The sequence below is a fragment of the Chitinophaga sp. Ak27 genome (assembly GCF_012726295.1).
In the GTDB taxonomy this organism is placed as follows: Bacteria; Bacteroidota; Bacteroidia; order Chitinophagales; family Chitinophagaceae; genus Chitinophaga.
The window spans coordinates 152,218-176,482 of sequence record NZ_JABAOB010000001.1 but is presented as its reverse complement, the minus strand read 5'-3'; the positions used below and the strand labels follow the sequence as shown (position 1 = coordinate 176,482).

Sequence of the window (24,265 nt, the reverse complement as noted above, 5' to 3'; positions counted from 1 at the left end):
ATCTATATAATTATTTTATGAAACAAAAAACATCCCAATGGTTTTCTATGCTTATCGTATCGTCCGCCATTTTTCTGGCGGTAATCGACATATTTGTAGTGAATGTAGCACTGCCTGCTATCCAGAAAGGGCTGAAGGGCACCAATGGCGAATTGCAGCTGGTCATTGCCATTTACCTGTTGGGGTATTCCTGTTTGCTGATTACAGGTGGCCGGCTGGGTGACTACTACGGCCGTAAGAAAATCTTTATTGCCGGCATGTTGCTCTTTACGGTCAGCTCCTGCTTTTGTGGACTGGCACAATCGACGGGACAACTGAACATAGCCCGTTTTTTCCAGGGCATCACCGCAGCTATCATGACACCCCAAGGCGTTTCCTATATCCAGGTATTATTCCCGGAAGAAAAAGAACGGATGAAGGCCATTGGCATTTATGGTATCATCGCCGGCTCGGCCTCTGTTATTGGCCAGTTCCTGGGAGGCTTGTTACCAGATACACACTTTGCCGTAGAAGGGTGGCGGTTGATATTTTTCATCAACGTGCCGGTGGGTATCGTAGCGGTGATTTTCGCCGGACTTTTCTTAAAGGAAACGCCCCGCAACACCTCGCTGAAATTTGACTACGAAGGCGTATTGCTGCTTACACCCGCGCTGTTCTGCCTGGTGTTTCCGGTGATACAGGGCAGGGAACTTGGTTGGCCGGCCTGGAGTGTGGTACTGCTCCTCACGGCGGCGCCACTCTTTTACCTGTTTTACATCCACCAGCGGAATAAGTTGACTCAAGGAAAAGAGCCGTTGATTAATATGCGGCTGTTTTATCATAAGGACTTTCGTATTGGTTTGTTCGCATCGCTGTTTTATTTCCTCGTGCAGGAATCCTACTTTCTGATCACCGGCGTATTCTTTCAAAATGGCCTGGGTATTCCTTCTTATACTACCGGTAGCTATTTTGTATTCCAGGGAATCGGTTATGTGATAGCGTCTATTTTATCAGTAAAACTGATCCCCTCATTTGGCAAGAAGGTACTGGTGGCAGGCGTGCTTACCATGATTTGTGCTTTTGTACTGCATATCCTTTTCCTGGACAACCTGCAGGCCGGGCCATTCGCATTTGCAGCCATCCTATTGCTGTATGGCATTGGATGCGGCGCAGTACTTCCTTCTTTACTGGCCTTCTCCCTTAAGGGTGTTCCACATCAATTTGCGGGAGCTGCATCCGGCTCTTATTACACAGCTCAGCAATCTGCTATTGCTATGGGCGCTGGTATCATAGGAGGCGTTTTCTTCTACGTCACGGGAGATAACCCTTCCTTGCAGGATTATGTTACGGCTTACCGCGCCGCCGCTATATTGAGTATTGCGATGCTGGTTGTTGTCATTGGTTTCCTGGTGATACTTCCTGATAGCTATACCAGCACCACCAGGAAAGTGCTGAAGGCGAAAATGCCTGTTAATCTGCAATCCTGCCATCTACCAGGTGAATAACCTTATCGGAACGGCGGGCAAAGTCATCGTCATGGGTAACGGTGAGGATGGTTTGTCCCCTTTCTGAAGAGAGCTGTCGAAAGAGATCAAAGACGATAGCCGCATTCTGGCTGTCGAGATTGCCGGTAGGCTCGTCGCCCATGATGATCAGGGGCTCGTTGATCAATGCCCGGGCAATAGCTACACGTTGTTGTTGTCCCCCAGAAAGCAGCGATGCACGCTTGTTAGCTTGTGCCTCCACGCCCAGTAATTGCAACAGGTCCATGGCGCGGTGCTCTATTTCAGCAGGTGTATAACGAGCCAGTTTTAATGCAGGCAGCATTACGTTGCGAAGCGCCGTGAATTCGGGTAGCAGGTAGTGAAACTGGAATACAAATCCGATATGATGATTCCGGAAGTCGGCCAGCCACCGGTTACGTTTGCCCTGCATTTCCTCGCCGTTAATGCGGATACTGCCGTCGAAATCGGTATCCATGGTCGACAACAGATACAGCAAGGTAGATTTACCGCTACCCGATTTTCCGGTGATGGAAACAAAATGGCCCTTTTCGATGTCCAGGTCTACGTTATTCAGCACCTGCATTTTGGTTGGCTGGTAAAAGTATTTGTTGATGTTCCTAACTTCTATCAGGTTCATGATTATCCTCTTAAAATCGTGATAGGATCTACTCGGGCGGCTTTGCGGGAAGGCAGGTAGCCGGCCAGGGTAGTAGTAAGCATCCCGAAAGTGAAGCCGGTAACATAATACACGGCACTGAAACTGACGGGCAGATGATCCAGCGTGATCATTACATCGCTCTTATAAGGCATTTTGGAAATGCCATAAGCAGCGAGGAATCCGAATACCAGTCCCATTAACGCGCCGGTGATCCCAATCATCAGCGCCTGCACCAGGAATATCCAGCGGATGTCGGTATCGGAAAAGCCCATGGCTTTCAGGATGGCGATGTCTTTCATCTTTTCATAGATCATCATGGTGAGGATGTTGAAAATACCAAAGCCGGCAACTAATAGGATTGTAACGGCTACGCCATATACGATCATTTTACGGAGGGCATCGCCTTCGAGCAGGGCGGAGTTGTCCTGTTTCCAATCGGAACCGTGAACGCCGTATTTAGCCTGCAGCTCCGGCAACATGGCCGGGGCCAGTTCCATATCATGTAGCTTTATTTTGATGTCGGTAATATAGGACACCGGTACTTCCAGGAACCGCTGTACGGTATGCAAACTCGCATAGCTTTGTTGTTTATCAATGTCGGTAAGCCCCGTCTTAAAGATGCCGACCACTTTCACAGAAAAGTTGTTGCCTTTGTCGGTTGTCACTTCGAGCCGGTCGCCGGTTTTAACGTTGAGCCGCCTCGCCAGGCCAACGCCCACTACCAGGCTGTTGGGCAGGGTGGCCAGCTCTTTGAAGCTGCCTTCTACCAGTTTGGCTTGCAGATTAAACAGGGCATTTTCCTGTTCGAAGCGGATACCATTGATGGTACCATTAATGCTACTGGAGCCCAGGCGATAAAAGACCTGGGTACTGACAGCGCCGGAAACGGCCGCTACGCGCGGGTCCTGTTGTAATGCCTGTACCACCTGTGGACCATCTTTCAGGTTGAGCAGGATGTCTTTTGGTTTAACATGGCTGACCAGGTTGATGTTACCGGGATGGGTCCTGTCGATGATATTGGCCGGTGCTGTTTGTATTTCGTTATATAGCCTTAGGTGGGGCGATTGTTCAAACGCTACGGCCTGTACGAAATCATTAGAGCCTTGTATGAAGCTGACCATAAAAATAAAGACGGTAATCCCGAAGGTGACGCCGGCAGTGGCGATCAGCGTTTGTTTCAACCGGGTGCGCATATGCGTGAATGCGATGGTAGCAGCGAGTTTGATATTAGTAATTAGTTTCATGGTACTTCTTTTAGGGCAATGACATCACCTGCTTTCAGTCCGGATTTAACTTCCACCCAGTCGCCGTTACGGATGCCGGCAACAATCGCGGTTTTCTGTAATGCTTTGCCTTGTTGCAGGTACACGCTGTCGCCTTTCAGGAGGTAATTAGCCGGCACTACCAGCGCTGTTATGTGTTCCCGTATAACGATGTTGGCTTCTACGGACGACTGCGGGTAAAAGAGAGCAGTATCGCGGACGGCGGCTTCCACCTGGAAGCTGCGGCTTTCTTTTTGCAACAGCGGAATGATCTTATTGACGGTCGCCGCAAACTGTTTGCCTTTGTAGACATCGGTTTCGAAATACACTTGCTGGCCGTTATGTATTTTGCTGATGTCCCGCTCGTCCACAAGTAATTCCAGCTTGAAGGAGCCGGGCTGTCCCACCATCACCACGGGATCATTGAGTTGTGCCAGCTCGCCGGGTTTCAGGTATACCCTGTATACGCGTCCATTCACAGGGCTTTTCAGCACTTTGCCTTCGCGATCTTGTGCCGTGGCGGTCAGTTGTTGCCGGGCCTGCAGCAGTTTAGCGGCCAGATCGTTTTGCATGGCATGGTATTGGTCCTGCAAGGTTTTATATTGTGTAGCGCTGTTGGCGGCCTGTATCCTGGCCTGTTCCGCATCTTTCTCCGATACTGCCTTGCTTTGTGCCAGCTCCGTATAGCGTTTGGCGTTAAGGGCATCTTGTTCCAGCTGTGTTTGGGCCAGCGCGATCCGCTTTTTCAATTCTGTTAGCGGAGCAGCGCTTTCCTGTGTATTGGCGCCAGCCAGGGCTACCTGCTGTTGCAGGATGCTCACCTGTTCCAGCTGGCCGGGTGTGCCCAATACTGCCAGTACCTGGTTTTGCTGTACGGTGTCGCCTTCTTTTACCAACACTTTCAGCAGCAGGTCGGCGGAATTGGCTTTCAGGAAATAGTAGGCTTCAGGCATTATTTCCCCGGAAGCATATACGGCTTCATTCAGGGTGCGGGACTGCACCGTATAGGTAGCCATTTTGGATTTGCAGGCAATGAACAGTATTGTCATTCCTGTTATAGTAAGCCATGTTTTCATGCAGATCGTTATTGATGTTGCAAATAGTTGAGTTCAGTGTAGTGTTTGAAAAAGTCGGTACGCGCGTCGTTGAGTTTTACTTCAGCATCGTAAAGGTCTTGTTGTATTTCCTTCAACTGTATCATATCGATAATCCCTTTATTGATCTTCTGCCTGCTGAGGGCTTCATTTTCCTGCGCCAGGGCAATATTTTCTTTTAGTACCTGTATATCGCCCGCTGCTTTTTCCAGCAGTATTTTTTCCTCGCGATATTTTTTTTCCTGTTCTGCTTCATATTGTTTGAACCGGCTGGAGCTAGCCTGCCACTGCGCTTTCTTACTCCGGGGTTTGGCGGAGAAATTGGACCACGATAGGGGGAAACGTAATTCCACGCCGGCAAAGCCAACGGTAAACCAGGGCGAGCGGGTGATGAAATTGATTTGATCGCCAAATCCCAGTTGCTGATAAGAACCTTTCAGGTGTAAGCTTGGATATAATGAAGCTTGAGTATGGCGGTATTGTTGTGCTGCGATAGATACTTTCAGCTGCTCGGCCTCATAGTCGGGGAGCTGCGTGGCGTTATAGTTATGGATGTCCAGCGGCGGTAAAGGATCTGTAGGCTGCGTGTGCAGCAGACTGTCGGGCGGAAAGCCCATCCAGAATTTCAGATCGAGCCAGGCTTCCTGCAATGATGCGGCGGCCTGTTCTACGGCTTGTTGCCTGTTTTTCAGCAGGACGGCCGACTGGTTAAAAGCAATTTTATCTGTCAGGCCCTTATTAAACTGAAGTTGTAGCAGATCATGAATTTGCTGGTAGTTGCTGTACAGTTGTTGTGTTACCACCAGGTAGTCTTGCTGCAACTGTGCGCTATAGTAAGCCATGCGTACATTTTTCTGCAGCAGCCGTTGCAAGGAGTGGTATTCGCCGCTGGCAGCCTGTTGCTGCAGCTTAGCCAGGCGGATGTTTTGCCAGGTTTTTACATCTACGAGGGGCAGGCTGGCTTCTGCACCGTAGTTGCCCATCCAGGGAGTACCCATGCGTACTGGTACAAAAGTGCCGGGAGGTCGGCCTACCAGTTCTCCAGGAAATACCTGTACGGGAATTTTCCAGTAGTTGTTGATGGCTGCGGTGATGGTAATGTCCGGGAGAAGAGCGGCTGTCGCTGTTCTCCGGTCTTGATTAGCCGCATCGGCCGATTGCGCTTTGGCGAACAGTTCGTGGTTATGGGCGCTGGCATAGTCAAGGCATTGCTGTAAGCTGAAGGTAGTGGCAGGTTGCCCTGTGTCTTTCTCCGGCATGACTTGTCCCGCCGCTACCCGGATCTGGGCAGCCAGCAACAGAAAAATAATCCCTGTTTTCATCGTTAAATAGTTGTTATTCTTTTAGTTCTGAACTTAAAGAACCAAACGCGGCAAAAAAAAGCCTTTATGGATGGGCTTTGTTGAGTGCGACGGTCCGTTTCCATCGTTCCATTATTAGCGGCAGTTCTACCAGCATCATTTTATAGAGCAGGGCTACTGCTTCCAGTTCCTCATTCAATGCGTCATCGGTGTGGCGGATAGACCTGATTTCATCCAGGATGCCGAAAAAAACCTTGATCCTGTCGGTCATGGTCTGCTCATTAAAGATGCCAGCCAGGTTGGCCGAAAAGTAGCGTTTTCGCTGGCCGCCCACAGTTTTAGACGTGATCATTTTAGTAGATTCCAGCATTTTGATGGCATTTGATACGGCACTTTTGCTCACGCCGAAATAATCCACGATCTGTTCAAACGTAGCCTGGTGGTCTTTACACAGCAAGAGATAAATATAGGTCCGTGCCGCCACCGGTGTAAGGCCCAGGCCTTCCATGGCAACGCTAAGTTGCTCAATCTTATCCCTGTGTTTTTCCAATGCTGCTGTTTTTATTGGACAAAGTTGGAGAAATAAAACTGGTTTTCCAAAAAGAGAACCAGTTTGTTTAAGTAATACGGCAGTGAACCATATGATATGGTATTGCTACCTATTCTTCAATAATCGCGCAACCTATTTAATGACGATGGTTTCTGGGGGAAATGGGTAACGAATTGCACATAGTGATGCGAAATTCGGATATGAGGTCTTTCCCGTCGGAATGATCTTCACAAGTGTGATATACTATTGCCCGGGGTGTACACGCAGGTATTTGCAACGTCAACTGACGATGATGTAGTTTCCGAAAATGGCATTAATGGTACTGTTATTGTTTTCACTGGTTTAATAACTCCTGATTTTTGGCACGCTAAAAAGGTGTACTGAGTTGCAACATCAACAGGGCATTTCCATCTATTTAAAAACCGTTAAAAACATGCAAATGAAAACAACTGATATTACTGTTTACATAGACAAGAAGCCGTATCGCTTTCATGTGAATGTAAATGAAGAGCAGGATATCACTACTTATAGCGTTTCATCGGCAGAAGAAGAAAATGTGTTACCTGCTTTTATTCCTGCACATCTTGAATTTAATGAAGATGGACAAACGACGGTAAAGGAAAGATTGGATACCGTTGAAAAGGAGCAGATCGTGCGTTTAATTTGGCAGGAGATCCTGTCCAATATGAAGCCGTGAACGGCAGCATTTCGCACCGCTGCATTGCTAGGAATAAAGCATCCCAGGATGATAGCTCATACGCAGAAAAGTCCGCTAAAACAAAGGTTTTTTCGTATATGCTTTCTGTTTAGCAGGAGTTTACTGCAGCGTTACCATTGCTCCATCCTGGGGGATGGTCAATTTCCCTTCCGGTACGTTCCACGCGTTTGCTTTCTGACGTAAGGATTCCCGGGTAGTCCGGCAGTGGTCAATAGCTTCCATATGCACCGCAATTATTTTAGCATGGCCGCTTCCTTTTATCAGCTCCATGGTTTGACTTTCTTCCATAAGGATGGGCGTGTCTTCATAACCCGGCATGACCGCGCCACCGGAATTAATCACTACGTAATCTGGCTGAAAGGTATGGAGGTACCCCGCTATTTCCGGGATCCAGATAGTATCGCCGGCAATATAAATGGTAGGTTTGCCTGCAGCGCTTAATACAAACCCGTTCACGGTACCCATTTTCTGGAGTACTTCACCGCTACCGTGTTCTCCGCCTGTTCGCTGGATGGTAATACCTTCCCAGGTGAGCGTATCGTATGCAGTAATAGCATTAGTGAATTGTGCGTTTTGGAAGTAAGCCTCATCTGCGGGCTGATTGATCAACGGCAGAGATTTATCTAAGGCTTCACTGGCAGCAGCATCAAAATGATCCGCGTGAGTATGGGTCACCAGCACCAGGTCGGTGCCGCGGATGATGTCTGCTATTGGCAGCGGAAGTGCTACGGTAGGACTTTTCACTTTTCCTGCAATAGAGCGTAAACCTGATTTGGGCGCGAACATAGGATCTACCAATATCTTTTTCCCGGCGTAATGGATCACCAATGTAGCGTTTCTTATTAGCTGTATGCTCGACATATCAAATGATTTTATACGTCAAAGATACAAGCTCCGGTTGGCCTGCTGCCTACCCAAACAGCGCCCGATACTACCATTTTGATAAGCGCTATTCAATGGGCCTGTTTTGATAGCTGGCCATAAATTCGCCGGTGGTAAGACCTGTTTGCGATTTGAAGAACCGCATGAGATGATGTGGTTCGGAGAAGTTGAGCTTGTCGGCAATTTCCGCTACGGTAAGCCTTTCATGCAGGAGGTAATTTTGGACTTCAGCCAGTAGCCGGTGTTTCATCAAGTGGGTAGCGGTTACATTGAATTGGGCCTGCACGGCTTTGTTCAGAGAAATCCGGCTGATCCCCATCAGTGCGGCGTATTCGCTGATACGCTGCTTTTCATGGATATGTACTTCCAGCAGTTTCCTGAACTGGTGAGCATAATTGTTTTCTGTTTTTTCTATAGGCAGATGATGCTGATGGGCGTATTGCCTGTTTAATTTTTGCAACAGGTAATACAGTAGCGACCGGATGATATGTGCGCTATCAGGTTTGGTAGCAGTAAGCTCTGTTTTTATTTCCTGCAAAATATGGCAGGCCCTGTCCATTTCATCGGCAGGGATGGTCATGTTCAGCGGGTAGTCCAGCTGGTAAAAGTAAAGCAGTCGATAGGTGAACAGCTTGTCTGCAAAAAAATCATTCAGGAAGTCTTCCTGGAATATCAGCGTGGTAAAATCCGGTTCTTCCAGTGCCGCGGGCCATTGCCTTTTCTGAAAGGGGGAAATGAAAAGAACAGTATTATTGCTTATGCCCACCTGTCGCTGATCCAGCAATAGCCGGCCTTTGGCTTTCTTAAAGAAGGATATTTCGAAAAAGTTGGTGTTATAGATATTGTTATTGGTCCAGCGTTTTTGCTGTTGTTTGCCATCAAGCACATTCAGCAGAAAGTCGACGCCACATTCCGTTTTTTTGAACAAGATAGTTTTTAAAGGTACCTGCATAGTTGTTGGTCCAGTCGCCAAATGTAAGGAAATATCATGGTCCAGAATGTGCTGGTAATAAACGGAGTTTTGTATTGTAAAAAATATTTATATTTTTACCTCATTAATCTATATCATTTTAATCCCTATTTATGGAACAACAGTATAGCCCTTCGGGGCCTGTAGCAATTGCTCCTTCCTTGAGTTTCAAGGGGAGTGGATCTTCTTATTTTGGTATCCTGATCGTGAACATGTTGCTGTCGGTGGTTACACTCGGATTTTATTATCCCTGGGCCCGTGCAGCGCGCCTGCGTTTTCTTTATGCTTCTACAGAAATGGAAGGTTCCCGCTTTGCCTGGAACGGCACGGGGAAGGAAATGTTTATTGGCTTCCTGAAAGCGCTGGGTATTCTTTTGGTCATCGGAGCGATGGTAGGTCTCTTTGCCTGGATGAAAGTACCTTTCCTTGGACTGCTGGTATACCTGGCGGCGATCGTTTTTGTGGTGCCCGTAGCCATTCACGGTGCTAACCGTTACCACTGGTCCCGGACTACCTGGAGAGGTATTCGTTTCGGATACCGCGGTAACCGGAATGAGTTTGTAAAATTGTTTATCAGAGAAATGTTACTGACCATCGTTACCCTGGGCTTTTATGGCTCCTGGATGTTTATGAAAATCCGCAACTATGTGGTAGGCAATATCCGTTTTGGAAGCGGAGTGTTTTTCTATGAGGGAGATGGCTGGGAGTATTTCAAGATGAACCTGAAAGGATATTTCCTGACCATTATCACCCTGGGAATTTATGGTTTTTGGTGGCAGGCAGATATTTTCCGCTATAATATTGATCATATGCGTTTGCTGCATGGCGATAAAGTGTTTAACTTCCGTTCTACCGCATCTGGCGGTGCTTTTGCCGGGCTGTTGATTTTGAATGCCTTGTTGTTGATTTTCACGCTGGGCATCGGCTATGCCTGGGTGCAAACCAATACCATCAAGTTCCTGATGGACAACGTGGAAATAGAAGGCAATATCGCACTGGATGAGTTGGCGCAAACAGAAGAGGAATATAAAAACGCAACTGGCGAAGACCTGGCAGACATGCTGGATCTGAGCATTATTTAACCAGGAATGTTTACAGGACAATTTTACAATCACCAGGTAGCCAAATCTATTACTATTACCGTATTGGTAGTAGAAGCGGGTTTGTTGCTACAGGTACCGGGTGCAGAAGACGGCGTCGTCCAGCCGGTATATTGGTTATTTGCCGATATGCAGGTCGACCTGACTGACCGCAGCTTTATCCGCATTACCCACCAGGGGGCGGATGCTGGCACGCTGGAGGTAAGCGATCCGGCGTTTGTAAAAACGTTCCTGCAGTATTATAAGCCGTCACGGATTACCCGCCTTGAGCAGCTGGTGGTCCGTGGCGGCCTTAAATGGAGCCTGGCTATTGTGCTGGGTATGATAGCGCTCCTGCTGGTTGGCAATTTCGTGGTATTGCCCTGGTGCGCCGGCATCGCAGCAGAGCGGTTGCCGCACTCCTTCGACCGGCAGCTGGGGGAAATGGCGCGTAACAGCAACCCCGAGCTGGTGGATACGGCGGCCAGCGCCCTGCTTACCGCCTTCGCCCGGCAGATACAATGGGATACGCGGGATAGCCTCACCTTTGTGGTATCCCGCCGGGATATAGAAAATGCGTACGCCCTTCCAGGTGGATATATGGTGGTGTATACCGGCTTGTTGAAAAAACTGAAAACACCGGAGCAGCTGGCCGCATTATTATCGCATGAAGTGGCCCACGTTACCCGCCGTCACGCTATCCGCGCCCTTTGCAGCAATATGAGCAGTATGCTGATCATCAACCTAATCTTCAGCGGAGGGGGTACGCTTACCGGGCAGCTGTTTTCCAATGCGGCATCGCTCAATAGCCTGCGGTATTCCCGCCAGTATGAAGAGCAGGCTGACCTGACTGGTCTGGCAACCCTCCGGGAAAACCATATTGACCAGCAAGGTATGCTGTCGCTGATGGAAACATTGCAACAACTGGATCACCAGCATCATATCCCTGAGTTTATTAGCACTCATCCGCTCACAGATCGCCGCGTGCGCTATGTGCAGCAACAGATTGCCCGGTATCCGGCTACCGCTAAGCAACACCCCGCTATGGCGGCGCTGTTTCAACAATTAAAGGAGTCTTCCCGCTGATCTATACCGGCAGCGGGTATACGAAATATGGTGACGAACAAAATTTCCCATAACTTGTAGCATACCTGGTCCCCCCTGCATATGCTATCTCTCTATAGAAAAATAATATCAGCGGCTCTTTTACTACCTGCCTGTTCCCTTGTTCACGCACAGTTTGCGGTGGTAGCGGATAAAGATTTGACCGGCACCAGTTTACCCGCAGGTATATCTACGGCCGGTTTTAACGCGCCGCATTTATTTCTTCTTTACAGCCACTTTGGCAGCCATTGATTCCTTTACCCGGAACTTGACAATTTTAGTAATGAGGCCTAACGGCATGGGGGCATCCAGTGGAAATTGTATCGTGCCTTTCCCGGCGCGGTAGGGAGCTATTTCATCTTTAAATGCTTCCGTACCGCTGGGGGTGGGATAGAAGCCAATATGATTTTTAAACGCGGCGAAATGCACCAGGTTACCCTGTAACCTGAATGTGGGAATACCATAACGGATAGCTTCTTCTGCATCAGGCGCGGCTTTTCTTATCGTGGTCCGGATTTCTTCCAGGATGGTTTGTATGGCCCTGGGAAAAGTGGCAATGTATGCATCTATCGTATCAAAATGGGCGTTGTTCATGGCGCTTCAAAATTTGACCTGTAACAAATTTACATAGGTATTGCCGGAACTAGGCGGTGTAAAAGCGACAGTATCTGGGGCAGATGCGACATCCCCATTTTAGGCCGGGAGGGTGGCCGTTACCGGGGCTTAAAATGAAAGCAGGTGTATTCGGAAATAACATAGCGTGGCTGTAAAAGCCGCGCTATGTTTGGGGAACATGACAAGAATGACGGAGAAGGGCGGTTTTTCGAACTCAACTTTATAATGATAAACCATCAGCTGATAAAGAAGTATGGTTTATGGGGTACCGGATAAAAGGCCTTTCAGCGTTTGTCCTGCTATTATTAATAGCTTGTATTACAGCGGCAAAAGTATCATAGTATTCATGACTGGTCAACTGCGTAAATTCGCAGGTTCTCATTTTCTTTGTTACTTTTAGGGCAAAAAAATATGCAATCCGACAGGTTGGACTTAGGGAACTATTCAAAGACTTTTATCACAGACGTGCCGGCTGATCTCAACAGTCCGGAGGCAAAGGAATTTAAGAAAACCATCAGGCGCTTCCCGGATGAGGCGATCTATATTTATTCGTTTAAAGAAAACCGCATGTTATATGCCGATGGTTGGGAAGACTTACTGGGATACCGGGATGACGAAATTACCATGTTAACGATTGTGAATATCACGGCGCCGGAATATGCCCCGTTTTCCAATGAGTTGAACGACAAGGCATTGATGTTTCTGCATAATAAAACCACCGACCTGGAGCAATACAGTTTTACGATCGAGTTAAAGAAGATTCATAAAAACGGTACGCACATCCCCTTGATTTCCAAAGTAGGCGTATTTAAAGCGGAGCAGGGCCACGTTTCCAGCATCATTGGCCATTCGCAGCGGAATGAAAGTATTAAGCTGGGTAATGTAATGCGCTATGCCGCCTATGGCCCCGAAAAATCGGAGTTTGAAGATGAGCTCAATAAGCAGTTGTTCCGGCACTATGCTATTTCAGAGAAGGAAAAGGAAGCTCTCTCCCTGGTGGCGGAAGGATATTCCTTTAAGGAAATAGCTGCCCGCTTTGGCGTTTCCCAGTCGGCCATCGAAAAAAGGATTATCCCGATGTATAAGAGGTTTGAAGTAAAAAGCCTGACACACCTGATCAGTTTTGCCTTTGCCAATCATATCCTGCCCTAGCATACAGGTGTTTCGGCTAATTCCAGGTTAAGAGAGAGCATTTTCTCTTTTTCTACGCCTATACTGTGCAGCATATTCTTCCATCTTTCAGATAGTTTCCTGGCGTCGTCATCATCGCCCAGAACCCAGATTACATTGGTTTGTTTGAGTACCGTGCGGTTGATATCATTGGTAGAAAAGGTATCTACAAAGCTGAGAAAACGCTCCGGGCTGATCAGCTCTTCTTTGATGGGGTGACCGGGATTAATATCATCGATTACCAGTATGGAAGCCCGGCGCCAGGTCCATAGAGTATCGGCGGTAGCGTGTTCGTCCTGTTCAAAGAACATGCAATACAGCTTCATGGCGGAGGTGTATACTGCCGCATGATGCCGGATAGATAGCTCGGTGGCAATGGCCACGCTGAGGCTGGTCTTGCCGCTTCTCTTAGGTCCAAACAGGAACAGGTGCATGCCTTGTACTTCATTATCCAGAAAACGTTGGACAAGGGCCACATCAGTATCTGGTATTTTTTCCGTATTCCATTGGCTGAGGCGGAACTGGAAAGGGTAAGCCGGCGTTTGCAGGTACATTTTGGTGAGATACCAATAATAGGCAGGATATATCATACCGATCGCCAGCACAATAGCTATCATCAGCGCCGTGTTGGTAGGAGCGCAGCAGAGCGAAGCCGTGAAGGCGCCGAACCAGAAGAACAGCAGATCGGTAACGGTATCAAACGCAATATTGCCCCAGGCTGGCTGAAATACATAGGCCTTTTTTACATCGCCGCGTTTAGAGAGCAGTAAAGGTCCCAGGAAGTTGAAGGTTTCAAAAAGCAACCATATAGCACTTATCACCGAGGCGGCCCAGAGGGCGGCGCTGGTATCTGCCATCCTTTTTTTCAGGAAAAGAAAGAAGAGGAAAGTAGGAATAAAGCCCAGGGAGAAATGACCAAACTGGTTGGCCAGCCAGGAATACGTAAGGGTAACACCCCGGTAGGAATCTTTACCAATCAGGTCGGCCAGCAACTGCCGGTAGATATTTTTACTCGTAATAGCCCGCTTCATGTATACAGATAGGAATAAGGAATGCAATAATAACCGGTAAAGATAAAAATACTTTGATGAGAAGATGGGTTCTCTCCCTAAAAAAATCGACTTTTGTAATGGCCCGGCGTAGGCGCATACCCGTGATACGCAGGAAATAAAATGATAGATGCTATATGGCAAAACGTGCAACAGTAATACCACAGATCAACCCGTCTTCCTTTAAATTTTTACAGCAGCTGAAGGCAAACAATAACAGGGACTGGTTTAATGAACATAAAACGACGTTCGTACAGGAACAAGATGCGGTAGCGGCGTTTGCAGATGCCCTGCTGGAGCAGTTATCGACCCATGACCTGATTGAAACGCCTTCCGGCAAGAAGAGCCTATTCCGTATTTACCGGGACACCCGTTTCTCACAAGATAAAACGCCTTATAAATCCCATTGGAGCCTGGCGTTCAGGCGGGCCACCAAACAGCGCCGGGGTGGGTATTATATGCAGCTGGAACCTGGCAACAGCTTTATTGCCGGTGGCTTTTTTGGTCCTGTGCCCGATGATCTGAAGAAGATCCGGGATGAAATTGCCTTTGATCCGGCCCCGCTGCGGAAAATATTGAAAAGCAAAGCATTTACCTCGCTGTTTGGCACTTTACAGGGCGAGCAGTTGAAAACCACTCCTAAAGGCTTTGACGCCGATCATGAAGCCATTGACCTGTTGAGGTATAAGCAGTTTTTGCTTATACGCAATTTTTCTGATAAGGAGGTATTAAGTGAATCCTTTTTGGCGGAAGCTAACCGCACCTTCCAGGGAATGCGGCCTTTCTTCGATTATATGAGCATGGCGCTAACGGCCGACGCCAATGGAGAGGAAGCATAGTTTTTATGCGGGAGATTTTTAATCTCCCGCAATCATCTTATATTTATAAAGAATACTTATACCCATGAATGATGCTGTAGCCAATCTTTCTGTTAAGCAAGCCGGGCATGGGTTTATATTTTTATAACTGATTACCTCAATACGTTTTATATGGGATTTTTTTCAGGGCTGCTGGGCAATGCCGGAGCCGTAGATCCGCAAAAATTACAACAGGAATATGGTAAATTACTGATAGATACCGAGAAGATCGAACTTGGGTTTAAGCTGATCAGGGACATGTTTATATTTACCAACAAGCGACTCATCCTGATCGATAAACAAGGGCTGACCGGCAGCAAAACGGAGTACCGTAGTATCAGCTATAAAAGCATTTCCCGGTTCAGCGTGGAATCTGCCGGTACCTTCGACCTGGATGCAGAGCTGAAGATCTGGATTTCTGGGGAGCAGCAGCCGAGCATCACAAAACAGTTCACCAAATCGGTAGATGTGTACGAAGTACAGCGCGTGCTGGCATTTTATGTACTGGGTTAATAGCAGCGTATGGAAAATGAATCTTCCTCTATCTTTGAGCACGACTTTTTCGCGGCCACAGCTATACGCCGCCGGGAGCTGATGTCGACCTGGCTGAAAATATACGTATGGCTTTATATTGTGTGGTGTGCTTTTACGCTGTTAGCCGCCTTATATATGATTATAGCTTTCAACGTATCATTGAGGATTGACTTCCTTTCAGGGGCCATTAACCTGATCTTGCCTGTGATGCGGATCGTATCTTGCCTGCTTATCTGGCTGGAAAAGAAAGAGGCAATTCTCATTGCTCTCATCGTAACGGGTATAATCTTGTGTGTGCAGGGCGGCGGAATGATTTACCAGCTGACGCAAGGATTAAGTTTTGCCAACATGGGAGATGATATTAGATCCGTATTATTCGGATTACCTTTCCTCGTGATGCTGGTAAAAATAAAGAAGGACTGGGAAACCATGGCGTTTTCAAAGAAGGAACTAGAAAGTAAAAGTCTCTAGTAACAATAATAACAGGGGAACCGGTATACTCCTGTTTTAATTCTTAAGATATGGAAAACGAACCCTCCTCCATTTTCGACGAAGAGTTTTTAACGGAAACGACTATACGGCGCCGTGACCTTTTGTCCAGGCCATTAAAGCGATATGTTTGGTGGATCCTGGTACTTGGTAGCCTGGGCATGCTCCGCACCATGAAGGAGCTTTATAGGGTGATTGGTGATCCTGACCGGGAAGAACAGGTAATTGGGCAAGCATTGATCCTGGCATTCCTGGTGGTATGGGTCTTATCAAGTTTACTCATTTTAAGGGAAAAGAAGCCAGGCATCCTATTGGCATTGATCGTTACCAGCATGTCTATATTACTGCAGTTTTTTAATATCGGAAGCATTCTTTTGTGGCCAGGTGATCATCTTGATCCCGTGATTTCGGCCATAGGCATCGCTGTAATTAGCCTGGCGCTGGAAATACCTTACGCCATCATGCTATGGAAGGTCAGAGCGAAATGGGAAGCAATAGATACTTCGCGGCAATAAGCGCCATCTGCATTACTCTTCCACCACATGATACCGGTCTTCTTCCACCAGGATTACCGGTTGTGGCACTAATTCCTGTCCTGGTTCCACTTCTGCTACCGTATCTACCATCGCTGTTTCCGAAAAAGAATCGGGAGCAGGGGAAGCGGCGGTAGGTACTGCCGGGTGCCTGGGCGTATAGTCGTTGGCGGTACTATTCAAAAAATCAGCTGGAATGCTTTCCTGGAATACGGTATCGTTGGGTGCGTGATGTTCGGGGGCTGCGAGGATGCTTTTCCGGTGAGGTGAAAATTTACAGGCGGTAGCTGTCAAAAGCATACAAACAACAATAGGGAAGAGGCGCATGGGGTAGTTTCCATTTTAATACTAAGTTAAAAAAAATATTGCATTTGTAAAGACGCTTGTAAACAAGACAGGTTTATCTGGTTAATCGCGGGAATAGCGGTAGCTTCCACAAAATAGTGGAGGAGCTACAGGAGTGTCGCCATTTCCGGAAGGCATTGGTGCTCCTGCGCCAACCATAGCTATCAGGGCTGATAGGGGCCGCCGGGTTCTCCCCAGCCCCATTTAGGCATGGGTTCATGAGGGTTCATAGTAAGGTTAGTATCCTGGGAATTGATGACCGCTATCCGGGTGCCCCATTCCACATAGGCTACAAATGCCGACCGGAACTCCGGATCCGCGGGCAGCTCCAGCTCATCGGCCGTGGCCACCAGCAGTTGTACCCATCTTTTCCGGTGTTCCTCTGTTAGGTGCCGGCCCAGGTGCTTCGTTACCATCGCTGCATGCGAGCCTTCATTGCTGCTGTATATTTTAGGACCTCCAAATACCTCCGCAAAGAAATGCGCTACATGCACCTGGTGGGTAGGCGACATATGCCGGAAGATAGGTTCCAGTAATTCGTCCTTCAATACCTTGTCGTAAAATGCCACCATCAGTTTTTCAAATACCGGCATCCCGCCCGCCCATTCATAAAGAGAAGGGACTTGTTTATTCGTTTCCATGTCATTCGGTTTAACAATAAACAATAAAGCTACCATCGTCGCACGACGAAATCAACAACTTACCAAAAAGTAAGTTCAATGAGAACAGAAATATCCCGGCCATCATTTTTGTTTGCCAGGTAGAAGAAAGGGCAGGCTAACGCCAACGATAGTACGTTTAGGCCATGGGTACACCTGAAACTTTCCCCCGGAAGACGGATAAACGGAAATTATATAGGATAAACACATAAAAGAAAAGATATGTCTTCTTAAGTGCTAATTTAATATCAACAGCAAGCCCGGCATTGACAATTTGTATCCCGCTGCCGTATATTTGAGGGTGATATTCAAAGGCAGGTAAAATTATAAGATGGACTTTAATCAGTTTAAGCAATCCTTGCAACAGGCGCGGCCACCCGAGCATATTTCTGTGTTCCTGGAATCATTATGGTACGATGGCAAAGGCAATTGGGCCAGGGCCCACGACCTGGTCGACGATCTGCCGGGAACTACTGCTGCCCGCGTACATGCCTATTTACACCGGGTAGAAGGCGACCTTGGCAACGCGGACTACTGGTATCGCCAGGCTGGAGAAAAGCGTCCTGCCTGCTCCCTGCAGGAAGAGTGGGAGCTGCTGGTCCACCATTTTATAAAGTAACATCTCGCACACTTACGGGTACTTTCTACATTTGTGATTGATTATTAGTGTATAGAAAAACACTAATTATTTGTATATTCCACGAAGCCCGGATCAGTTTATTATTGAATCGTTAGTTATTTTAGCCTTTAGCGGAGTATGTGGAAATTTATCCTTTTACTGTTTTTATCTGTTCTTCTTTTCATACCTGCTGATTATGCGCAGTCTTATGGACTTCGCTTTTCCAGCCATGAAGCCGTACAGGAAAAACGTACCTCGCTGGATCTTACCTCCGCCGGTGCGCTGTGTATTAAAAAAAATACCTCGCTGTCGTTCGACCTTAATTTTCTCCCTTATAAAGAAACTTACTTTGGCTACGTAGTGCGCATCATTACGGATAGCCACCAGAATATAGACCTCGTATACAACCAGAAAGAACGCACGTTTAACTTCCTGATCGGCGAAAATTATTCCACCGCTTTCGTGGTGGATTCCGCTGCCCTGTGTGGTCAGTGGACCCGTATAGGGTTTACATTTGATGTGACCACGCACCAGGCTGCTCTTTCGGTAAATGGCCGCATCATTGCTCATGGCCCGGTGAAATTACAAGCCGGCACCTGTATGCACGTGTTTTTTGGCACCAACACTTATGAAGGGTTTCAGACGGTGGATATTCCGCCAATGAACCTGCGCGATATCCAGGTCAGTGAAGATGGGCAGGTTACCTACAAATGGCCCCTGTCGGAAAACGACGGGCACATTGCCATGGACGTAATAGCTGGGAAAAAAGCCGCCATCCGGAACGCCGACTGGATAGGACCTAAACACCGCGAATGGCGCCTGCTGCAAAGCTGGGAAATAAACGGTAATCCCAGCGTGGCTTTCGACCGGGAAAAGGAAGTGTTGTATGTCGTGTCGCGCGACTCCCTATATGATATCTTTTTTAAGCAAGCGCAGAAACAAGTCCTGAAATTATCGCAGCCGCTGGATTCCCTTATGCCTGGCAACCAGTCGGTATTCAATCCTTTCAATCATCGCCTGTATAATTATTATATAGATCACCAGAAAGCAGGAGCCTTCGATACGGTGTCCCGCAAATGGGATGTGAGCTATGCGCCAGACCTGCTCACGGTTTTCTGGCAGGCCAATAAGTTCGTATCCCGGACCGACTCGTCCCTGTATGTACTGCTGGGGTATGGACAATTACAATATAAGAACAAAGTACAACGGTACCGGTTTACTGATAAGCAATGGGATTCCATCGCCACTACCGGTGAGCGGATGACGCCCCGTTACCTGGCGGCAGTTGGCGCCACGCCCAACGGCGATACTGCATATGTGATGGGAGGATACGGTAGTAATAGTGGTAACCAAGTGGTGAATCCCCGTCATTACTACGACCTGGTGCGGTACGTGGTAAAAGACCGGGCTTTTCATAAAATATACCAGTTGCCCGACCCGCCTACACAGTTTTGCTTTGCCAACAGCCTGGTACTTGATGCTGACCATAAAACCTGGTATGCACTGATTTTCCCGGACGACAAATTCAATACTGCTTTACAACTGATTCGCGGATCGCTGGAAACACCCGGGTATACGCCGCTGGCAGGTACCATTCCCTATTCTTTCCACGACATCAAGTCATTTGCCGACCTTTATTATTGTAAAGACAGTAAGCAACTGGTGGCGGTAACCCTGTATACTTCAAAAGACAATGTGACTACCGTGAAGGTATACACGCTGGAGTTTCCGCCCGAACTGCTGACAACCAGTACGGCTTTACCGGTATCATCGCCGTTTCGCTGGTATTATTTGCTGGTGCTGCCGGTATTGGGACTGCTGGTATGGTGGTGGAAAGGCCGTGGCCGGCAACCGGTTAAACCGGTTGCCGTGCATCCTGCGCCGGCAACGCCGGAAGTGCAGGTAGAGATACCGGAACCTACACCTGGGCCGGAGGTAGCATTACCAGCCGAACCCGATAAACGGGGGCATATCTTTTTCTTCGGTCCATTTGAAGTACAGGATAAAGCAGGGCAGGACGTCACCAAATTCTTCACGCCGTTGCTGAAGGAATTGTTCCTGCTGATCAGCATTCATACCCTTCGCACCGGCAAAGGCATTTCGTCGGAAAGGTTGTATGCAACGCTTTGGCGGGATAAGTCGAACAAGGAAGCGCAAAATAACCGTTCAGTGAATATGGTAAAGCTGAAGGCGATCCTGGATAAGTTGGGGACCTGTGCATTTGTGAAGGAGGCGGACCGCTGGAGCTTACAGTATGCGTCATCCGATATCCGGATGGACCTGGCCGATTTTCAACAGCTATTGCAGGCGCCGCGTCCATTCAATAAGGCGCGGGTACGCGAGCTGCTGGGCATATTGCGCCGGGGCGCCTTCTTGCCCGACGCCAATTATACCTGGCTGGAAGACATACAGTCGGAGATTTCCAATGCTGCGCTGACGATGTTGACCGACGCCGCTGAGCAGTTTCCTACCGACGCCGAGCTCCTGATCGAAATGGCAGATAGTATCTTCCTCTTTGACCCGGTGAATGAAGAGGCGCTGCGACTTAAATGCAGCAGTCTTATTTCCCTGGGCCGTCATTCACTGGCAAAAGCAGTCTTCAATAAATTCACCAAAGAATACCTTCATATGTACGGGGAAGAATTCCCCCAGGTGTTTACCGACTTCTCCGGCGATAAATAAAAAATAATTTTCAGGGTTTTAATACCAGTGTTAGTGCTTTATTAGTGCCTTCATTAAGGGACGGCTGCTAATTTGCAGATAACAAATGAATAAGACAAGATTCCACGTCTTGAGCACTTAGGCCGTTTTTATTACGAATAATAGAATGCCGGTGAGGTAGTTCACCGGCATTTTTTATGTGTACTCACCAGCACCCGCCTACGAAAAGTGCCGTATTGCGGGAATTGGATCGCTTAAAGTATTACAAAATGTATTTTTTTCAATTACTTGATTATTAATATGTTGCAAGTGTTGTTTATTAAATTGATTTTACTGTATTTAATATTTTACTTTAAGTAGAGACGAATGCCTGCACCGGGGGCACATATATAGAAATGCTATCGCGGGCGCCCCTTTTCGGGACGATGTTTATACCTAACGAAATGGCCGGTCTTCTTATCTCTCTCCCGGAAAAAATTTAAGAAAGTACCTCATTAATGCGCCTGTTAGTTCATTATTAGCGCTGCCGTTAGCCCACTGGCGCTTACTTGCAGGATATTATTTTTTATCAATCGAAATATCAATCGCGTTATGAAAAGAGTGCTATTGCTGATGCTCCTCGCATCAGGTCTGCTACAGACCTATGCTCAAAAGCAGTTGACAAAGGGTAAAGTGCTGGATGAAACCGGCCATCCGCTACCCGGCGCCACTGTACGGGTAAAAGGGACTACCATCTCCAGCCCCACAAATGCCCAGGGCGAATTCCAGGTTAATACCGCGGAAACATCCAACCCGGTATTGGTCATTTCCTACATTGGATATATTACCGCGGAGGCGCCGGTTACCGGGAACGGTGTGGTATCGGTGCAGTTGAAAACCGATCCCCGCTCGTTAAACGACGTGGTAGTAGTCGGCTATGGTACCCAAAAGAAAAGAGATGTAACCGGCGCTACCAGCTCCATCAAGGCAGTAGACATTGCCAAACGCCCTTTGGTGAGGGTAGAGCAAACCCTGCAAGGCACCACCTCCGGAGTAACGGTGCAAAGCGGCAGCGGCCAACCGGGAAAGGGGCTGAGTGTACGTATCCGCGGGGCCAGCTCCGTGAGCGGCGGCAACGATCCGCTTTACGTGATCGACGGCTATATTGGCGGCAATATCGAATCGGTAAGTCCCGCCGACATTGCCTCCGTGGAAATCCTGAAAGATGCCTCCGCCACGGCCATCTATGGCTCCAGGGGCTCCAATGGCGTAGTGCTCATTACCACCCAGTCGGGCAAAGAAGGGAAGCCCCGGGTAAACTTCAGCACCTGGCTTAGCAAAGCCAGCATCCCAAAAAAACTGAGTTTGATGAACGCCTTTCAATTTGCGGAAGAGGTAAATAAATATACCCTCGCAAAAGATAATAATGCCACACCTCCCTTCAGCGATGCCGACCTGAAAAATTTTCAGAACAACCCCGGCACCGACTGGCAAGATGCCATCACCCAACAACCCTGGATCCAGAATTACCAGGTAAGCGTTTCCGGTGGATCTGCCAACGTAAAATATTTCTTTTCCTACAATCACCTCGACCAACCAGGTATCCTCATTAATCAATGGTATAAAAGAAATACCCTGAGAGCCAATATGGATGCGAAGCTCAACGATCGGATGAACCTGAAGGTGAACATCACCGCTGTATTGCCTCAAACACATAATACCGACTACTCCGGCGATATCACCGATCCGTTTGCACAGGCGTATCAATATGATCCTACCGTGCCGGTAAAAGATGCCAGCGGAAACTATATCCCTGGTTCACCCCGGGCTTCCAACCAGTATAACCCCGTAGCCAACGCCATGAACCGGTCGGTAGATGTAAACACCACCAACGTAACGGCTACCGGCGTATTCACCTATCGCATCCTGGACCACCTCACCTTTACGTCTAATAACAGCTACGAGCTGCAATCACAGTTGAGCCAGTCGGTGTTCCCGCTGGAAACCAATGAAGGCAACGTGAAAAACGACTATGCACAGGCAGAAACCAATCGTTACCGAAGCTGGCAAAACAGTAACTTCCTCACTTACATCAACCGGTTTGGCGATCACGCGCTGACCGTAACGGCCCTGTTTGAGCAGGCTTCTAAAACCAACACCAACGTAAAGGCACAGGCAAAAAACTTGTCGAGCTACAACAACGGCTATTATAACCTGGGCCTGGGCGGTACGCAGCTTACCACCAGCGGATACTGGGCAGATGCGCTCATCTCTTATATGGGCAGGGTCAACTACGCCTATAAAGATAAATACCTGTTGACCGCCGCGGTTCGTACCGATGGCTCCTCCCACCTCACACAGAAATATTCCACCTTCCCCTCGGTGGCCCTGGGTTGGGTGATCAACAAAGAAAGCTTTATGGAGCAGTCGCGCGTGGTGACCGGGTTAAAACTACGGGCCAGCTACGGACAAACCGGCAACCAGGCCGTTCCAGCCTATGCCACCATTGCACAAATCAACAGCGGTGGTCCGGCCTATTACTTCGATGGCTCCACGCCTTCGGTATCTACGCCGCTGGGCACACCAGTATCACAAAGCCTGCAATGGGAAAAGAATACTACCTACGATGTAGGGATCGATGCGGAGTTGTTTCGAGGCCGCCTCACCTTCACCGCCGATGCGTATAATCGCCAGATCACCGACCTGCTGTATAACGTTCCCAACGCCAGCTATTATGGGGGCGGCAACTATCAGAAGAACCTGGGAAGCCTGGAAAACAAGGGATTAGAGTTCAGTATCGGGGGCATGCCGGTAGCTGGTAATAAATTCAAATGGACCAGTAACTTCAATATTTCCTTCAATCGCAATAAAGTATTGAACCTGGGAGGGATCGATAATGTGATTGTCAATAACATAGGATCTGCACAAAATGGCGCCGCCATCTTAAAAGTGGGACAGCCGTTGGGTTCTTTCTTCGGATATAAATTCCTGGGCACCTGGAAAACAGAGCAGGCACAGGAAGCAGCTTTGTACAACGCCAAACCCGGTGATGCCCGGTATGAAGACCTGGATAACAGTCACTCCTATACGTCGGCCGACCTGCAGGTAGTAGGTAATGGTACCCCTAAGTTTGGCTTCGGATTTATCAATGATTTTAGTTATGGCAACTGGAGTATGAACGTCATGTTCCAGGGCACCCATGGCAACCAGATTTATTCTTTCACAACGCCGTATACCCTCGGGGGACTGGGAGATGCGCGTCACGCTACATCTACGGAAGTATTGCATATGTGGACACCGGAAAATCAAACCAACGTGCCTACCTATACCAGCAACAGCTTCCTGACGAGCAGCCGTTGGGTATATGATGCCAGCTATATTAAGCTGAAAAACATATCGCTTACCTATACTTTCCCGGAGACGATACTCAGCAGGCTCCATGTCAACAGCCTGGATATTTACGTGAGCGCCCAGAACATCTGGACCATCACCAACTATCCCGGGTACGATCCGGAAGTGACCAATGCCACCAACGCCATTACCCAAGGGTTGGAAACGGGTACTATTCCTAACCCCAAAACATATACGGTGGGATTAAGACTAGGCTTATAAGCCGCTAAGGATAAGCAAAGGATTACATTTTTCTAAAAACT

Annotated in this window: 23 protein-coding genes; 12 read left to right on the top strand and 11 right to left on the bottom strand. The window is 48.1% G+C overall.

The features are described from left to right. The first annotated feature begins 17 nt into the window (after window positions 1–17). Window positions 18–1,484, top strand: a complete 1,467-nt coding sequence (locus HGH90_RS00750; protein WP_211172563.1) for an MFS transporter — start codon at window positions 18–20, stop codon at window positions 1,482–1,484. On the opposite strand, the gene HGH90_RS00745 is transcribed toward HGH90_RS00750, so the two are convergent. The 5 genes from HGH90_RS00745 to HGH90_RS00725 all read right to left on the bottom strand — a co-directional run bounded on the left by HGH90_RS00745 (window position 1,450) and on the right by HGH90_RS00725 (window position 6,349). Next, window positions 1,450–2,121, bottom strand: coding sequence for an ABC transporter ATP-binding protein (locus tag HGH90_RS00745; protein WP_169190118.1), 672 nt, complete (start codon window positions 2,119–2,121; stop codon window positions 1,450–1,452). The two genes, HGH90_RS00750 and HGH90_RS00745, sit on opposite strands and share 35 nt — an antisense overlap. 2 nt (window positions 2,122–2,123) lie before the next feature. Continuing rightward, window positions 2,124–3,386 (bottom strand): ABC transporter permease, encoded by a 1,263-nt coding sequence (locus HGH90_RS00740; protein ID WP_168765599.1) that lies wholly within the window; start codon window positions 3,384–3,386, stop codon window positions 2,124–2,126. After that, window positions 3,383–4,480, bottom strand: a complete 1,098-nt coding sequence (locus tag HGH90_RS00735) for an efflux RND transporter periplasmic adaptor subunit (protein ID WP_169190117.1) — start codon at window positions 4,478–4,480, stop codon at window positions 3,383–3,385. Before HGH90_RS00735 ends, HGH90_RS00740 begins: the two co-directional genes overlap by 4 nt. An 8-nt stretch (window positions 4,481–4,488) precedes the next feature. After that, the gene (locus HGH90_RS00730) at window positions 4,489–5,820 is read right to left on the bottom strand and encodes a TolC family protein (RefSeq protein WP_169190116.1); all 1,332 of its coding nucleotides are present in this window, start codon (window positions 5,818–5,820) and stop codon (window positions 4,489–4,491) included. Between the two features lie 64 nt (window positions 5,821–5,884). Further along, window positions 5,885–6,349 carry a GbsR/MarR family transcriptional regulator gene (locus HGH90_RS00725; protein WP_168765596.1) on the bottom strand — a complete coding sequence of 155 codons (465 nt, stop codon included), beginning with the start codon at window positions 6,347–6,349 and terminating at the stop codon, window positions 5,885–5,887. 439 nt (window positions 6,350–6,788) lie between these two features. Here HGH90_RS00725 and HGH90_RS00720 point away from each other — a divergent pair, with 439 nt between their 5' ends. After that, complete coding sequence (locus HGH90_RS00720) at window positions 6,789–7,046, top strand: hypothetical protein (protein WP_169190115.1); 258 nt, start codon at window positions 6,789–6,791, stop codon at window positions 7,044–7,046. Between the two features lie 120 nt (window positions 7,047–7,166). On the opposite strand, the gene HGH90_RS00715 is transcribed toward HGH90_RS00720, so the two are convergent. Beyond that, window positions 7,167–7,928: an MBL fold metallo-hydrolase gene (locus HGH90_RS00715; RefSeq protein WP_169190114.1), complete on the bottom strand. Its 762-nt coding sequence runs from the start codon at window positions 7,926–7,928 to the stop codon at window positions 7,167–7,169. An 88-nt stretch (window positions 7,929–8,016) separates the two neighbouring features. Beyond that, window positions 8,017–8,877 (bottom strand): helix-turn-helix domain-containing protein, encoded by an 861-nt coding sequence (locus tag HGH90_RS00710; protein ID WP_211172562.1) that lies wholly within the window; start codon window positions 8,875–8,877, stop codon window positions 8,017–8,019. A gap of 155 nt (window positions 8,878–9,032) precedes the next feature. Between HGH90_RS00710 and HGH90_RS00705 the strand changes: the two genes are divergently transcribed. Next, entirely contained in the window at window positions 9,033–10,001 is a 969-nt protein-coding gene (locus tag HGH90_RS00705) for a YjgN family protein (protein WP_169190112.1), read from the top strand. Between the two features lie 6 nt (window positions 10,002–10,007). Next, window positions 10,008–11,084 (top strand): M48 family metallopeptidase, encoded by a 1,077-nt coding sequence (locus HGH90_RS00700; RefSeq protein ID WP_169190111.1) that lies wholly within the window; start codon window positions 10,008–10,010, stop codon window positions 11,082–11,084. A 234-nt stretch (window positions 11,085–11,318) separates the two neighbouring features. Here HGH90_RS00700 and HGH90_RS00695 read toward each other — a convergent pair whose 3' ends face one another. Continuing rightward, window positions 11,319–11,696, bottom strand: a complete 378-nt coding sequence (locus HGH90_RS00695) for an iron chaperone (protein ID WP_169190110.1) — start codon at window positions 11,694–11,696, stop codon at window positions 11,319–11,321. A gap of 432 nt (window positions 11,697–12,128) precedes the next feature. On the opposite strand from HGH90_RS00695, the gene HGH90_RS00690 reads away from it, so the two are divergent. Beyond that, the gene (locus HGH90_RS00690) at window positions 12,129–12,869 is read left to right on the top strand and encodes a LuxR C-terminal-related transcriptional regulator (protein WP_168765589.1); all 741 of its coding nucleotides are present in this window, start codon (window positions 12,129–12,131) and stop codon (window positions 12,867–12,869) included. Here the strand turns inward: HGH90_RS00690 and HGH90_RS00685 are convergent. Beyond that, window positions 12,866–13,918 carry an AAA family ATPase gene (locus HGH90_RS00685; RefSeq protein WP_169190109.1) on the bottom strand — a complete coding sequence of 351 codons (1,053 nt, stop codon included), beginning with the start codon at window positions 13,916–13,918 and terminating at the stop codon, window positions 12,866–12,868. The genes HGH90_RS00690 and HGH90_RS00685 overlap by 4 nt on opposite strands. A 155-nt stretch (window positions 13,919–14,073) precedes the next feature. Between HGH90_RS00685 and HGH90_RS00680 the strand changes: the two genes are divergently transcribed. The 4 genes from HGH90_RS00680 to HGH90_RS00665 all read left to right on the top strand — a co-directional run bounded on the left by HGH90_RS00680 (window position 14,074) and on the right by HGH90_RS00665 (window position 16,331). After that, window positions 14,074–14,775 carry a DUF2461 domain-containing protein gene (locus HGH90_RS00680; RefSeq protein WP_169190108.1) on the top strand — a complete coding sequence of 234 codons (702 nt, stop codon included), beginning with the start codon at window positions 14,074–14,076 and terminating at the stop codon, window positions 14,773–14,775. 150 nt (window positions 14,776–14,925) lie between these two features. Then, entirely contained in the window at window positions 14,926–15,306 is a 381-nt protein-coding gene (locus HGH90_RS00675; RefSeq protein ID WP_145673253.1) for a PH domain-containing protein, read from the top strand. 9 nt (window positions 15,307–15,315) lie between these two features. After that, window positions 15,316–15,798: a hypothetical protein gene (locus HGH90_RS00670; protein WP_169190107.1), complete on the top strand. Its 483-nt coding sequence runs from the start codon at window positions 15,316–15,318 to the stop codon at window positions 15,796–15,798. Window positions 15,799–15,848: 50 nt separating this feature from the next. Then, on the top strand, window positions 15,849–16,331 hold the full coding sequence (locus tag HGH90_RS00665; protein WP_168765585.1) for a hypothetical protein: 483 nt from the start codon (window positions 15,849–15,851) through the stop codon (window positions 16,329–16,331). Window positions 16,332–16,343: 12 nt separating this feature from the next. Here the strand turns inward: HGH90_RS00665 and HGH90_RS00660 are convergent, their stop codons facing one another. Both HGH90_RS00660 and HGH90_RS00655 read right to left on the bottom strand, forming a co-directional pair. Continuing rightward, entirely contained in the window at window positions 16,344–16,649 is a 306-nt protein-coding gene (locus tag HGH90_RS00660; protein WP_169190106.1) for a hypothetical protein, read from the bottom strand. 209 nt (window positions 16,650–16,858) lie between these two features. Beyond that, a complete protein-coding gene (locus HGH90_RS00655) occupies window positions 16,859–17,335 on the bottom strand; it encodes a group II truncated hemoglobin (protein WP_168765583.1) in 477 nt (158 codons plus the stop codon). A gap of 349 nt (window positions 17,336–17,684) precedes the next feature. Between HGH90_RS00655 and HGH90_RS00650 the strand changes: the two genes are divergently transcribed. From HGH90_RS00650 to HGH90_RS00640, 3 genes are all read left to right on the top strand, one after another. Next, window positions 17,685–17,972, top strand: a complete 288-nt coding sequence (locus HGH90_RS00650) for a hypothetical protein (protein ID WP_169190105.1) — start codon at window positions 17,685–17,687, stop codon at window positions 17,970–17,972. 138 nt (window positions 17,973–18,110) lie between these two features. Next, the gene (locus HGH90_RS00645) at window positions 18,111–20,654 is read left to right on the top strand and encodes a galactose oxidase (RefSeq protein ID WP_169190104.1); all 2,544 of its coding nucleotides are present in this window, start codon (window positions 18,111–18,113) and stop codon (window positions 20,652–20,654) included. A 570-nt stretch (window positions 20,655–21,224) separates the two neighbouring features. Next, window positions 21,225–24,224 (top strand): SusC/RagA family TonB-linked outer membrane protein, encoded by a 3,000-nt coding sequence (locus tag HGH90_RS00640; protein WP_169190103.1) that lies wholly within the window; start codon window positions 21,225–21,227, stop codon window positions 24,222–24,224. Window positions 24,225–24,265 lie beyond the last annotated feature (41 nt).